We start from the raw sequence: 13,271 nt of genomic DNA, 5'->3' as shown, positions 1-13,271 counted from the left end.
ATTGTGTTCAATCCAAAATCTAAAATCCAAAATCGCAATGATTCGCAATTCAGAATCCAAATATCATGCAGGGGAGAGGCAAATGAAATTACTTGATGGGATCCGCGTTCTGGATCTGACCAACGTCCTGTCCGGTCCGTTTGCTACCTTACATCTCGCCCTGATCGGCGCGGAGGTGATCAAAGTCGAACCTCCCGGCTCCGGCGACCTGGCGCGCAAACTGGGTAACGTGCCGAAGCTGAATGCCGAGTTGATGGGAACCAGTTTTCTCGCTCAGAATGCCAACAAGAAGTCTCTGACATTGAACCTCAAACACCCGGCAGCGCGCGAAATTTTCAAAAAGCTGACGCGGGACACCGACGTGATCGTGGAGAATTTCCGGCCTGGGGTAATGAAGCGTCTCGGCTTAGCATATGAGGCGCTGCGTGAGATCAATCCCAGGCTCATTTACTGCGCCATCTCCGGATTCGGCCAGACCGGGCCCGACGCAATGAAACCGGCCTATGATCAGATCATCCAGGGCCTGAGCGGCACGATGGCGGTTAATGGCGATGAACGCCTCAATCCGCTCCGAACTGGTTTCCCGGTGTGCGACACCGTGGGCGGCCTCAATGCCGCCTTCGCGATCCTGGCAGCTCTGTATCACCGCGAGAGGACGGGTGAAGGTCAGTTCATCGACGTGGCTCTGCTCGATACCATCATGCCGCTGATGGGATGGGTCGCCGCCAATCTGCTGATCGGCCATCAGCAGCCGGTCCTGATGGGGAACGACAATTTTACCGCAGCGCCGTCAGGCACCTTCGCCACCAGGAACGGTTACATCAACATCGCCGCCAACAAACAGGAACAGTGGGAAGCGTTGGCAGACGTCCTTGGCCTGCCGGAGCTGAAAACCGATCCCCGTTTCCAGGAGCGGGACGCGCGCAAAAAAAATCGCAAGGCCCTGACGCCGTTGATCGAGGCAAAATTGAAAGAGAAAAACACGGACGACTGGGTCGAGATGCTCAACCGGAACGATGTTCCTTCGGGAGCGATCCTCGGGCTCGAGGAAGCTCTCAACCAGGAGCAGATCAAGCATCGGAAAACGCTGCAGACAATCCAGGCCGAGGGGATAGGGGAACTGCAGCTGTTCAACCTAACGGCTCATTTCGAAAAAACTCCCGCCAGCCTGGACTCTCCTCCGCCCAGACTCTCCGCTCATACGGGGGAGATCCTGCAACGTCTCGGATATACGGAGGCACAGATCCAGGAACTCCGCCGGGAGCAGGCGATTTAATGGTCGCACGGGCAGGTTCCAAGGAGCCGGAAGTCAGAGGCGAGGAGTCAAAATGAAGCTGATTGCCGAAGTGGGTTTTCTTCTGACTGCCGGCTCCTGGATTATTTGCCCGGGATGAACCTCGAGCAGGGTATTGATCATCTCAATCACCTTCTGGGTTGTCATGTTCCGTGCGAGATCAGCGGACACGAAGAGATGCTTCCTCTCAGGAGGGTAGGCTGAAAATGCTGTTTTACGGCGCGATCATGTTTCTGAGCGCCTTCTTGCTCTTCCTGGTCCAACCCCTCATCGGCAAATACATCCTCCCCTGGTTTGGCGGCACACCGGCTGTCTGGACCACCCGCATGTTGTTCTTCCAGGCCCTGCTGCTCGGAGGGTATAGTTACGCCCACGCAGTCGCCAGCCGGCTGCGTCCGCGCCGGCAGGCAATGATGCATCTCTTCCTGCTGGCAATCCTCAGCTATCCATTTCTGATCGAGCCCTCGCTGAGCCTGAGCCGGCAGGCTTCGCTCTGGTCCTGGGTCTACGCTCTGTTCGGCCTCCTGCGCAGGTGAAACTGGATCTATAGCAATCCCCCAGGCTTGCCGAAGAGTAAGACAGTACTTGGACTAATACCTCTACTCGGTGCATCCGGAGCAGAAAGTCTGACACCCGAATACTGCACGGGGGTTTCTCAAATATGCAGGTAGCGCAGAACGACAAGACGCCCAAACCAAAGCGGGAATCGGCCGAACCGATCGTCTGCCACCACTGCCGCGCCGAAGTCCCCAACGGATCCCGCTTCTGCAACATGTGCGGTGCTCATCTGCTCCGAAGGGTCCCTCGCATCGTCCCCAACAATGCGCACGTGAGCGAGATCTCGACAAAAACGGCAGAAAATGCCCCGCGCAACCCCATGAAGGATTCCGCATCCCAGAAGGCGAAGGAATCGCCAAGCCCGGCAAGCCACTCCCAGGGCAGCGGTCTTTCCAACCGCGACGTCCATCTCAAGCGGTGGCTTGAGATAATCCAGGGACGTCAGAACATTCCCGCCTTTTCGCATCACATCCTGGAAGTCATGGGGATGATTGGGAACGACGAAGCCTCCTTCCGCCACCTGACGAACACCATTCTCCATGACTACAGCCTGACGCTGGCAGTTCTTCGCCTCGCGAATTCGGCCTACTACAATCGCTCAGGAAAGCCGGTCTGCAGCGTGGCCCGGGCCGTGACGCTGATGGGCATCGAGTCGATCAAGCGCGTCGCGGGCGGACTCATGCTGCTCGAGAACTATGAAAAGCGGCCTGCGGGTCTGAAGGAACTCCTGCTGCTGTCTTTGCTGACGGCCAGCCACTCTTCCCAGGCCGCAAGGCACCTGCACATGCCGGACTCAGAGCAAGCCTACCTGTGCGGAATGTTCCGCAACCTGGGCGAGATCCTGGTCGTCCTATATTTCCCCGAGGCATATGAGAAAATCCTGCGGGAAATCCAGGATAACAAGCTGACCGTGCACGAAGCCTGCATAAAGGTCATGGAGTTCCCCTATGAGGATCTTGGGCGTGCCGTGGCCAACAGTTGGAATCTGCCGGGAACAGTCAGTCGCGCGATGGATCCGTCCAATCCGCTCAGCTCCGGCAAACAGACCGACGATGAGAGACTGAAAACCGTCGTGGCCTTCAGCCACGAGTTGACCCATTGCGTCTATCGCCGCCCACCAGAGGACAGAACTCAGGCGATCGATAATCTGCTCGAGAAATACAGCTCTATCGCGGACCTGAGCCGGAAGATAGTTGAAGAAGTGCTTGACGAGGCCGTCACCGAGACCAAGGACATATTCACCGTGGCCGGGGTTCCGTTCAACGATCTTCATCTCCGTCGCCAGTTTCAGCTTGCACTATCCGGCGGAGAAGGAGCGCAAGGCACCGGCAGTGCTGCTCTTGCCGCAGTCACGGTGGGCGTCGGGCCCGCGGCGGCGCATGCTGCCGCACCGCAGCCCAGTTGTGACGAGAATCTGCTCGACCAGCTGGTAGCCGAAGTCAAGGCTGCGGTGGAACCCGTTAATAATCCCAAGTTGAACGAAGTTCTGATGATGGCTCTGGAAGCCTGTCACAGGGGCGCCGGCTTCGATCGCGTTTTCTTCTGTCTGGCCACACCGGATCGCTCCATGGTGCGAGGCCGGCTGGGCCTGGGTCCCGCCATCGATGATGTCATCGAGCACCTTCACATCCCGTTGTCCGGACACCAGGAATCCCTTACGCTGGCGCTGCTGACCAAGCGGGATATCTTCATCGATACGCAGCACGATGACCGCTATCAGGACTCCCAAATCGTGCGGGCACTCGGGGCCTGCAGCTTCGGGCTCTATCCGGTCGTTGTTGAGAACGTGGTGGTAGGCTGCCTGTATTTCGACCGGCTGGCCCCGAACGCACCTCCGTCGCAGAAAATCCTCGATACTTTGGGGCAGCTGCGCGATGTGCTCGCCGAATTGATCCGGCGCACGCGTGCACACACCTGATCGCCTCGGCCGTTTCGGGATCAGGAGACGTTAATCAGAAGGATTCCGAATTGTCTGGGAAGCGACCAGAAGAGCATCCTGGCATCATCCTCTGTCATCCATATTTCCAGGGACTCGCGGTAAGCAGAATTTCGCCCCATAAGGACGTGCCGCGCCCAATCGCGGGCCTGGCGGTAACTGCCCACAATCCAGCGCGTGAAACGGGTGCGGGATTGCTCCGACGGCAAGGAACGGATTTCCAGCGCCTGGTCCCCTTTGCAGATCAAATCGAAGTCTGAGGGCATCCGCTTCGGTCCCCAGGGCTCGCGCGTAGCGACCGACGAGGTGGTCGCCTCTCCCGATCCGGGCACAACCCGGGCTCGGGTCGTGGTTTGCAGGGGCCTGGCTTCGGTCTCCATCCAGGTCTGCGCCATGAACGGGGAGCCGCCGGTCCACCGGATCTTCGTGATTGCGAAGCTGCGAAGGCTGTGTCCCTGGACCTTGAGATCAATCTTCCGGTTCGCGAAGTCTACCGCGAGGTAGGGCGCCGGGGACTTGGCCAGTGAGAGTTCGGCGGTCAGGACCTGCTCTTGCCTGCTGAGCGTTGCGATCTTTCCACGCAGCTCCTGCTCTTCCGACAAACCCCGGCTGGTTTGTTGAGTCTGTGGTGAGCGGCAGGATGGGACGGCCAATGCGGCAAGAACCGCAGCCGACGCCAGAATGAGAGCCCCGGTCCTGCCGGGGGCGCGCGAACGTGTGGTCGTCGTGCACCGTCTCATTGGCATTCAATAGATCCAGATCGGGGTGCCAGGCTGCGCGGCCGCATAGAGCTTCTTCAGAGTGCCGTCGTCCACGCGTATGCAACCATGCGTCACATTGGCCCCCAGCAGACGGGTATAGAGGGTGCCATGGATGAAAAAACCATTACCGAAAGCAATGGCGTAATCTCCAAGCACATTAGCCGTGGCGCGCTGAGAGCGGTCTTTGGGGATGGGCTCCCCTTCCTCGATGTAGGACCAGTCCGGCCGATACCACACAGGGTTTGCCACTTTGCCAACCACCCGGAAATGCCCTCGCGGCGTGTCGAAGGTCCACGATCGCTTGCCGGAGGCGTCGGCCAATTCCATGCCGTTGCCCGTGGAGCACGTCCCCTGGACAATTATGCGCGCGCCCAGCATCAGTGTGATCCGACTTCGGGCCGTGTCAACCAGGATCACCGGCCCTCCCGGATACAGATGGCTTTCCACCGCCTCCAGCCTGCGCACCTTGTTTTCGAGGGCGCGTGCCTGGCTGCGCAACTCATTCAGATCCGCGCGCCTGACGACACCGGTGCCATTCCTCTGTGCATCAGCCTGCGCGTTGGTAACGGTCTTGGAGGAAAGGCAGGCCTGCATCAAGACCGCCCAGAGCAGGCATAATAAAAAGGCCCAGGTCGAGCGGCTTAATCTCCTAAAATCCATAATCCCAACCCTCGGCGCGGTACCGACCGATTCTACACCCCTTCAAACCCGCCTATCAGCTTATCGACAGGATCACCTCACACGACCCGGGTTTCCGGTATTGGACAAAGGCAAATCAAACCCAAGATCCCCAATCCAAGATCCCCGGACTTCCCCCCTACAGCTTGCCGCCTATCGTGCTGGTGCCCACGATCGTGACCGGCATGCCGACGTAGGCCCGCTTGTACAGGTCGGCCATGTCAGCGTTCTCCAGCGACACGCAGCCGTCCGTCCAGTCCGAGTTGAGCCGGCCGCCTCCATGAATTTCTATGGTGCCGCCGATCCTCGCGCGCGGCGCGATCTCCCCCCTCTTCTTCATGGAGTCGAAGCGCTGCCAGTCGGCAGCATTGGGGTAATCCAGAAGAAGAGCAAAGCCGAAGCTGCTTGAAGGCAACTTCCGCTTGATTCTGTACTCCCCCTCGGGGGTGGAAGCGTCGTGCTCCTGCACCTTCATCCGATACCAGTTCCGGCTCAAGTTTGCAACATATGCCTTCTCGACACGTCCGTCCGCCAGCAGCAGGCAGTGATGTTCCAGCTTGTCCACCAGGATGGCAGAACGGCCGGTTTGCCGGGTCCAGCGCAGCAGATCCTGCGCCTGCTTCTCCCACAGCGCGCGACGCTGGGTATCGCCGTAACGGGCCAGCTCAGCTGCCACGAAGTTCTCGCTCTGTGCCCAAGCCGCGCGCGCGTGCAGTGTGGCGTTGAGTGCCGACTCTGTCTGTCCCAGCGCGGCGAGATTCCGGGCCGCCTCCAAGCGTGTCCGGGCCTGGGACTGGGAGTAATTTCGGATCTCGAACTTCGCGCCCTCCTTCCCAAGCTTATTGTCGTTGCCGAGTTCGACCTCCAGAGTTTTCAATGCAATGTCGAGCCGCGCCTTCAGTTCCTGGAATCGTAACGCCTCGCCCATGCGAATCCGCACTGCGGCCAGCGAGGCACTCCACAGCCGCTGAACACAAGGGGAGTAATTGCGGCGAATGACCCATGCGTCGCCGGCAGCGGAGAGACACCGTTTCGCTTCATCGACCTGTGCGGCCAGGGCTTGGAGCTCTTTTCCAAAAGCATAGGCGCCCGGCCCGGTCCGGCAGTCGGCCGCCAGCATGTCCACGTAAGCCTCGAGTTGCCAGGGGCGGGCGCGCACAGCCGCATTCATCCACAGCTCATACGTCCCCACCCCTGATACCAGGACCAGGATGGCCGCCGAAAAGCCCACGATCCTTCGTTTCTTCAAGAACGCCATTTACCTTCCTGGAACGGCGACTGGTTTACTTGCGTCCCTTTATCTTCGCTTTGGCAGCGGCGACCTGGTCGATGATTCCGCTTGCCTTAGTCTTGGCAGCGTTCGCCTGGGCCAGAGCATCCATGAACTTCTCCTGGGACATCGCCTGGCTGGCCGCGGTCACGGCTTCCCCGGCGCTCTTCAGATCAGACTGCATCGCTTCCAACTCGGCCTTTGTGTCCTTCCCCTTGGGAGCAGTGGCCAGAGCCTTCTTTGCTTCATCGAGCATCGGTGTCAGAGAAGCAATCAAAGCTTCGGCATCCGCCTTGGTCTTGGCTTTGTTGGTCTGGGCGTCCGTCAAAGCTTTGGCCGCCTTGTCCTTGGCCTGCTTCAGCAGATCCGAAGCCGCCTTGTAGTCGCGGGAAAGGGCGAACTTGTCGTCCTGTACCTGTACTTCTGCCGTCGCCTTGGCCATTGTGTCTGTCGCATCACGGAGGCCGTCAGGGGCGTAGGTTCGAACATCATCGGTCTGTGCCGCCTGAAGGGCGGTCTGGGTGGCAGCAATCTCTTCCTTGGGCGCGGACGCACAGGCGAAGAAAAGCAGGGCTGCTGCCAGGGACAGTGCCACGATCAAACCCAATCTCATCGTTACCTTGTTCATAGTTACTCCTCGAGGTTAGAGATGGCAATCTCTAGAGTTGAAAACATTAGCAATCACACAGGATTAACCCGTAACTGCCATAGCAACTCCTGTACCAGTCGGCAGGCAGCAGGGTCTTGTTACATCCCGTGTGAGACAACACGGCCATATCTAACTGTAGCAACCATACTTATATAATCATACCGCGAACGGTACGGGGCAAGCATCATTGACTTGCAAACTTCCGGCAGCGCCGCAGTTCCCCATAACTCTGCAGTTTTTGCATATCCCAGAAAGAATTCGTGATATCCTGTTTTGATATTCACCTGTGAAGAAGGGCACATTATGGAGGATCGAGTGCCGGCACTACTGAATCAAAAGCTTAAGGAAAGTCGTCCCCTGCCCAGGATTTTCCTATGGACTCTACTTATCGTTTTCAATGCCCTCCTTTGGCTCTTGCTGCTCCTTTTCCACTGGGAAATCTCGCTCCGCTCGCGCGAGATCAATTACTTCGGCACGCAGTTATTCCCGGTTCAGCCCCATGGTGTGCCGCTGTGGGTGATCTACACCGTCTGCGCCCTGCTGACGCTGGCCAGCGCCACGGCGATCCTGCGTGACCGCAGCAACACGGCGGCAAGGGAGAGGATCCGGAACCTGCTGTTTCAGATTCTGGAAAGCCTGGAGATCGGGGTAGTCGTGCTCGATGACAAGGATCTCCTCACAATGGCAAATGATGCTGCACGCCGGCTCCTGCCGGAGATTCCTCCCGGCCACGGGAGCCTGGATATATTGGAAGTGCTGCAAAGCCGCCCGCAATTGCGGGAAATAGTGAAGGCCGCGACCAAGCAGAGGGACTATGTGCAGGAAGTCGAGCACGACCTCGGCACGCAGGGCGACCCCTGGCCGATCAGGGTAACGACCCTGCCCCTCCGTGATCCGCAGAAACGCACTACCGGGACCCTCCTCCTGGTGCACGACGTTCGGGAAGTCATGCGCATGGAACGGCAGATGAGGACTGCAGAGCGCCTATCTGCGCTGGGAACGCTGGCGGCCGCCATGGCGCATGAAATCCGCAATCCGCTGGAGGCGATGAACCTGAATCTGGTTCTGCTCGAACGCAAGCTGGCGGGACTCAAGCCCTCGGCCCAGGAAGGTGAACAGGCCGGCAGGTATATGAAAATCCTCGAGTCGGAGATCTCCAGACTCGCCGGGATTGTGGAGAACTTCCTCTCCTTCGCTCGTCCCAGCGACCCCCCCACATCGGAGGTCCGGCTGGACGTCATATTCCGCCAGATCGTCGACCTGCTGGCAAATCAAGCCCAATCGCGAAAGGTCGGGCTCGATCTTTCGATCCAAGGCTCTCCTGTCGTGGTGGGGTCCGAGGACCAGCTCAAGCAGGCTTTCCTCAACCTCGTGATCAACAGCCTGGAGGCAATGCCTCGCGGCGGTGCTCTCCGCATCCGCGTCGAACCTTCCCGGCAGCAAGGCTCGGGCGTAGCCGCTGACCTGGCCGTCGTGCGCATCCAGGACACCGGGGTGGGCATCCCGCAGGAGCAACTGACGCGGCTGTTCGATCCCTTCTTCACCACCCGGCCCAGGGGGACCGGTCTCGGCTTGACGATCGTGCACCGCGTGATCCATGAACACAACGGGCGCATCCACGTCGCGAGCGTCCCGGGTGAAGGCTCGACCTTCACGGTCGAGCTGCCGCTTCTTGATCCCGCAAACCAAAGGAAGGCAACAGCCCATGGCTAAGCTTCCTGCAAAGGTCCTGGTGGTTGACGATGAAATCAACATCCGCGAAGCCATGGCCGCCATTCTTGGAGACGACGGTTACGAGGTAAATACCGCGGCCTCCGTCGAGCAGGCGGTCGCAGCACTCTCCGGCGATCACTTCCAGGTCGTCGTGTCGGACATGCGCATGGAAGGCGACTCCGGTCTCGCCCTGCTGCGCTGGATCCGCGCGAACTGCCCCGAAACCGAGCTGATCCTCCTCACTGCCTACGGCAGTGTCGAGGGTGCCGTGGAAGCAATGAAACTCGGGGCCTACGACTACCTCTGTAAGCCGGTCGATCGCCGCCGCCTTTCGCTGCTGATCGAGAAGGCCCTCGAGAAACAGCGCCTTTCCATGGAAAACCTTCGCCTGCGCCGGCGGCTGAGCGTCAAAGAGGAGTTTTCCAACATCATCGGCAACAGCGGCCGGATCCGCCAGATTTTCAAGGTCATCTCAGAGGTGGCGCCGACCAACGCCACGGTGCTCATCTCGGGAGAGAGCGGCACGGGGAAGGAACTCGTGGCCCGCGCCATCCACAGCCGCAGCAACCGCCGCGACGGGCCGTTCGTGACCCTCAATTGCGGCGCACTGCCGGACACTCTGCTCGAGAGCGAACTGTTCGGCTACGAAAAGGGAGCCTTCACCGGCGCGGCGGCCATGAAAATGGGGCGCATCGAAATGGCATCCGGCGGCACGCTCTTCCTCGACGAGGTCGGCGACATGACGCCGAAAACGCAGGTGGACCTGCTGCGCGTGCTGCAGGAACGCGAGCTCAGAAGACTGGGGGGCACCAACGTCATAAAGGTCGACGTGCGCTTCATCGCCGCAACTAACAAGGAACTGGCCGCCGAGATCGCGGAAAAACGCTTCCGCGAGGACCTCTATTACCGCCTCAACGTCGTTCCGATCGCCATGCCGGCCCTGCGCGACCGGAAGGATGATATTCCCGTGTTGGTGCAGGCCTTCCTGGAGGAATTCTGCCGGCTCCATCAAAAGGAGCTGAAGAGGATCGCGGACCGCACCATGGATCTGATGCTCCACCACACCTGGCCGGGAAATGTGAGGGAGTTGCGCAATGTCGTAGAGCGCATGGTACTGCTGGCACGCACCGACATACTCGAACCGCGAGATCTTCCCAGCCCGATCAATCGCGACCAGGATAGCCGCCCGGAAATCACGATTCCGCTGGACCAGCCGCTCGAAGAGATCGAAAAAACGGTGATCCGCAACGTCTTTTCCCGGATTACCCGCAACCGCCGCGTAGCCGCCCAGTCTCTCGGGATCAGCCTGCGCGCCCTTCATTACAAGATCCGGAGATTCCAGCTCGACAAGAAGTAACAGCGGCCACTGCAATACCTGCATCCATTGGTTGAGGCTAATGTCGTGTTACCCCCAGCAAGTCAATCACTTAATCGTATGTTGTTTATCCGCGGGCCGACACTGCAATAATTGCAGAGCGGCAGGATCGGCTGCGAACGGAACAGCGTGGCCGCATCCAATAAATCTCAACCGTATGGTTGGAAAGTCCGACAGGCGCCTGGGCGCACACTAGGACGCGTGAAAATGGCAATGTATCGCCGTGCCTCTTCAGTCATGGCTCGGGAGCGGTATCGGTATCGCAGTCGCAATCGCTATCGGCTTTGGCCGGCTAAAGGTTCCGATGGCGATTGCGACTGCGATGGCGACGCCGATGCCGATACCGATCGCGACTACCTGTTTTCGGAACGGCAGCACAAAAAGAGCACCTGCCCTGTCCCGCTTCCATTACGGTGCAAATTTCCCCCTTGCCCACACGGGACTCTGCATATATAAAACCTACCGATTGATTGGCGGTTTCACCCGGTTTAACGCAATTTGAGGAAGGATTCTCACCTCGTGATTCTGGGTTTGGGAATTGATATTCTGGAAACCAGCCGCATCGCGCGGGAGCTTTCCCAGGGCGAATGGCTGGGGGAGGATGGCATTTTCACGGCCGGGGAAATTGACTACTGCAGCTCTGCCGGGATGCCGGCGCGCCGGTACGCTGCCTGTTTTGCAGCCAAGGAGGCCACCCTGAAAGCCCTGGGCGTTCAGGTCCCCGATCTGGCGATGTTCCGTGAAGTTGAGGTGGGGCCTGGAAGTGACCGCAGCTGCAAGGTAACGTTATACGACCGCCTGAAAGGGGAATCCGAGCGCTTGGGCGTGCGACGCATCAGACTCTCCATCACTCATGATGCCAATCAGAGCGCCGCGATCGTCATCCTGGAAGCTTGAACATCAACGGAGCAAAATACGACATGCCTAAAAGCAATTATCCTTCATATCAGGATCTCACCAAAAACTTCGATTGGTCTATTTCCGAGCGGGAGTTGGGCTATAAGAAGGGCGACAACCTCAACATCGGCTGGATGTGCAGCGACCGCATCTGCAAAATGGGCCTGGCAGAGAAGCCGGCTCTGATCTGGGAAGATCATCAGGGCAACGAGAAGCGGTTCACCTACGATGACATCCGTGTGCTCTCCAACACCATAGCCAAATTCCTCGCCGGGCTGGGAATCCAGGCGGGCGAACGGGTCTGCCTGTTCATGGACCGCGTACCCGAACTTTATATCGGGTTTCTCGGCATCCTGAAAACAGGCGCCGTAGCACAACCCCTGTTTTCCGCCTTCGGCGACGAATCGCTCTTCGTGCGGCTCGCCAACGCCCAGACGACGGCAATCATCACCCAGAAAAGGCACGTTCTCAAGGTGCGCAAGATCCGCAATCAGCTGCCCGACCTGCAGCACATCATCGTGGTGGACGCCGGCGAGGCGCCGCTCCAGGAACGGGAAATATCTTTCCAGATGGGAAAGATGCCGCGGATTGAGAATTTCACCGTCTATCCGACGAAGGCGGAAACCCCGTCCGTTCTTCATTACACCTCCGGAACCACAGGCCAGCCCAAAGGGGCACAACACGTTCACTATTCCATCATTTCCCAGTATCTCACCGCGAAGTGGGTACTCGACCTGCGGCCGGACGACATCTATTGGTGCAATGCCGATCCCGGTTGGGTCACCGGCACGTCCTACGGCATCATCGGTCCCTGGGCAAACGGCATCACCCAGGCGGTCCTCGATTCCGGCTTCGGCGCGGAACGCTGGTACAAGTTCATTGAAAAGCACCGCATCACAGTTTGGTATTCGGCGCCGACAGCGATCCGTCTGCTTATGAAAGAGGGGAACGAGCTCGTCAAGCAGCGCGACTTGTCGTGCCTGCGCCATCTGTGCAGTGTCGGCGAGCCGCTCAATGCCGAGGCGGTAATCTGGTCGCGCGAAGTGTTCGGCAGGGAGTTCCACGACACCTTCTGGCAGACAGAAACCGGCTGTATCGTCATTACCAACTTCCCCGGCATGCCGATCAAGCCCGGCTCCATGGGAAAGCCCTTCCCCGGGATCACTGCTACCGTGCTGAACCCGGTGACCTACGAGCCGGTGAATCAGACGGGCGCGGCGGGATTGATTGCTCTCCGGCCCGGCTGGCCGTCTCAGATCCGTTATTACTGGAACAACGAGCTGGGATTTCAGGCTAAGTTTAAAAACGGCTGGTACCTCTGTGGCGACCGGGCGTCGATCGATTCAGACGGGTACTTCTGGTTTGTGGGACGGGATGACGACGTGATCAACACGGGCGGGCATCTGGTAGGGCCGTTTGAGATCGAATCGGCCCTGCTGGAGCACCCGGCCGTCGCTGAATCGGCTGCCGTTGCCAAGCCCGACCCGGTCAATATGGAGGTGGTGAAGGCGTTTGTGACGCTCAAGCCCGGTTATGAACCCTCCGACGACCTCGAGTTGGAGATCATGAATCACATCCGCAAGCGGTTGTCGCCACTGGCAATGCCCCAGGAGATCGAGTTCATTGACGCACTGCCCAAGACCCGAAGCGGTAAAATCGTGCGCCGTGTCCTGCGCTGCAAGGAATTCAACGAGCCCGTGGGGGATCTTTCCACCATTATGAACGACTGAAGACAACGTGCCGGTGCCCAGGAATGCCGACGAACCGGGCATCGGCAAATCAATGACAATCGCAGCGCGCCGTGCTGCAACAGGGGCCCGGCCGCTCGAGCAGAATGGAGACGAGGCCGATAATGGATGAACTTACCAAAATGGTTCGCGACTATGTCGTAAGAGAATACATCGAGGAAGGGGACGACCGCGAGGTTACCGAGACCACACCGCTGATCTCAGGCGGGATTGTAGACTCATTTTCGATGGTGTCGCTGAAGCGGTTCCTCGAGAAGAAATGCAACGTCCAGATTCCCGACGCGGACGCCACTCCGGTCGCCTTTGACACCGTCCAGAGCATCGTCGCACTCGTGCGACGGTACCAGAAAAAGTAAGGCAGTCCCTGAGGACGGCGCACCGCCGTCAATGCA

The 13,271-nt window shown here is 59.0% G+C and carries 11 protein-coding genes and 1 pseudogene; 8 read left to right on the top strand and 4 right to left on the bottom strand.

Annotated elements, in window-relative coordinates; genetic code table 11:
- The first annotated feature begins 82 nt into the window (after nt 1–82).
- The 3 genes and pseudogenes from LAP85_09260 (at nt 83) to LAP85_09250 (ending at nt 3,770) form a co-directional block, all read left to right on the top strand.
- Nucleotides 83–1,276, top strand: a complete 1,194-nt coding sequence (locus tag LAP85_09260) for a CoA transferase (GenBank protein ID MBZ5496578.1) — start codon at nt 83–85, stop codon at nt 1,274–1,276.
- Between the two features lie 224 nt (nt 1,277–1,500).
- Nucleotides 1,501–1,731, top strand: a pseudogene (locus tag LAP85_09255) (ferrichrome ABC transporter permease).
- 224 nt (nt 1,732–1,955) lie between these two features.
- Nucleotides 1,956–3,770, top strand: a complete 1,815-nt coding sequence (locus LAP85_09250; protein ID MBZ5496577.1) for an HDOD domain-containing protein — start codon at nt 1,956–1,958, stop codon at nt 3,768–3,770.
- A 20-nt stretch (nt 3,771–3,790) separates the two neighbouring features.
- Here LAP85_09250 and LAP85_09245 read toward each other — a convergent pair whose 3' ends face one another.
- The 4 genes from LAP85_09245 to LAP85_09230 form a co-directional block, all read right to left on the bottom strand.
- The gene (locus LAP85_09245) at nt 3,791–4,534 is read right to left on the bottom strand and encodes a hypothetical protein (GenBank protein MBZ5496576.1); all 744 of its coding nucleotides are present in this window, start codon (nt 4,532–4,534) and stop codon (nt 3,791–3,793) included.
- Nucleotides 4,535–5,209, bottom strand: coding sequence for a L,D-transpeptidase (locus tag LAP85_09240; GenBank protein MBZ5496575.1), 675 nt, complete (start codon nt 5,207–5,209; stop codon nt 4,535–4,537).
- Between the two features lie 157 nt (nt 5,210–5,366).
- Nucleotides 5,367–6,485 carry a L,D-transpeptidase gene (locus tag LAP85_09235; protein MBZ5496574.1) on the bottom strand — a complete coding sequence of 373 codons (1,119 nt, stop codon included), beginning with the start codon at nt 6,483–6,485 and terminating at the stop codon, nt 5,367–5,369.
- Nucleotides 6,486–6,510: 25 nt separating this feature from the next.
- Nucleotides 6,511–7,125 (bottom strand): DUF4398 domain-containing protein, encoded by a 615-nt coding sequence (locus LAP85_09230; protein MBZ5496573.1) that lies wholly within the window; start codon nt 7,123–7,125, stop codon nt 6,511–6,513.
- Between the two features lie 336 nt (nt 7,126–7,461).
- Here LAP85_09230 and LAP85_09225 point away from each other — a divergent pair, with 336 nt between their 5' ends.
- The 5 genes from LAP85_09225 to LAP85_09205 all read left to right on the top strand — a co-directional run bounded on the left by LAP85_09225 (nt 7,462) and on the right by LAP85_09205 (nt 13,235).
- Complete coding sequence (locus LAP85_09225) at nt 7,462–8,859, top strand: PAS domain-containing protein (GenBank protein ID MBZ5496572.1); 1,398 nt, start codon at nt 7,462–7,464, stop codon at nt 8,857–8,859.
- The gene (locus tag LAP85_09220; protein ID MBZ5496571.1) at nt 8,852–10,216 is read left to right on the top strand and encodes a sigma-54 dependent transcriptional regulator; all 1,365 of its coding nucleotides are present in this window, start codon (nt 8,852–8,854) and stop codon (nt 10,214–10,216) included. Before LAP85_09225 ends, LAP85_09220 begins: the two co-directional genes overlap by 8 nt.
- 537 nt (nt 10,217–10,753) lie before the next feature.
- Nucleotides 10,754–11,131: a holo-ACP synthase gene (locus LAP85_09215; protein MBZ5496570.1), complete on the top strand. Its 378-nt coding sequence runs from the start codon at nt 10,754–10,756 to the stop codon at nt 11,129–11,131.
- 23 nt (nt 11,132–11,154) lie between these two features.
- The gene (gene acsA, locus LAP85_09210) at nt 11,155–12,861 is read left to right on the top strand and encodes an acetate--CoA ligase (protein MBZ5496569.1); all 1,707 of its coding nucleotides are present in this window, start codon (nt 11,155–11,157) and stop codon (nt 12,859–12,861) included.
- Nucleotides 12,862–12,983: 122 nt separating this feature from the next.
- Nucleotides 12,984–13,235 carry an acyl carrier protein gene (locus LAP85_09205; GenBank protein ID MBZ5496568.1) on the top strand — a complete coding sequence of 84 codons (252 nt, stop codon included), beginning with the start codon at nt 12,984–12,986 and terminating at the stop codon, nt 13,233–13,235.
- The last annotated feature ends 36 nt before the right edge of the window (nt 13,236–13,271 follow it).

It is taken from the genome of Terriglobia bacterium, assembly GCA_020072565.1.
Lineage (GTDB): Bacteria > Acidobacteriota > UBA6911 > UBA6911 > UBA6911 > JAFNAG01.
This window is presented reverse-complemented; position numbering and strand designations above follow the sequence as displayed.

Coding starts and splice junctions, on each gene's coding strand:
- LAP85_09250 (MBZ5496577.1), top strand. CDS start 1,956: ATGCAGGTAGCGCAGAACGACAAGACGCCCAAACCAAAGCGGGAATCG.
- LAP85_09220 (MBZ5496571.1), top strand. CDS start 8,852: ATGGCTAAGCTTCCTGCAAAGGTCCTGGTGGTTGACGATGAAATCAAC.
- LAP85_09240 (MBZ5496575.1), bottom strand. CDS start 5,209: ATGGATTTTAGGAGATTAAGCCGCTCGACCTGGGCCTTTTTATTATGC.
- LAP85_09205 (MBZ5496568.1), top strand. CDS start 12,984: ATGGATGAACTTACCAAAATGGTTCGCGACTATGTCGTAAGAGAATAC.
- LAP85_09230 (MBZ5496573.1), bottom strand. CDS start 7,125: ATGAACAAGGTAACGATGAGATTGGGTTTGATCGTGGCACTGTCCCTG.
- LAP85_09245 (MBZ5496576.1), bottom strand. CDS start 4,534: ATGCCAATGAGACGGTGCACGACGACCACACGTTCGCGCGCCCCCGGC.
- acsA (MBZ5496569.1), top strand. CDS start 11,155: ATGCCTAAAAGCAATTATCCTTCATATCAGGATCTCACCAAAAACTTC.
- LAP85_09235 (MBZ5496574.1), bottom strand. CDS start 6,485: ATGGCGTTCTTGAAGAAACGAAGGATCGTGGGCTTTTCGGCGGCCATC.
- LAP85_09260 (MBZ5496578.1), top strand. CDS start 83: ATGAAATTACTTGATGGGATCCGCGTTCTGGATCTGACCAACGTCCTG.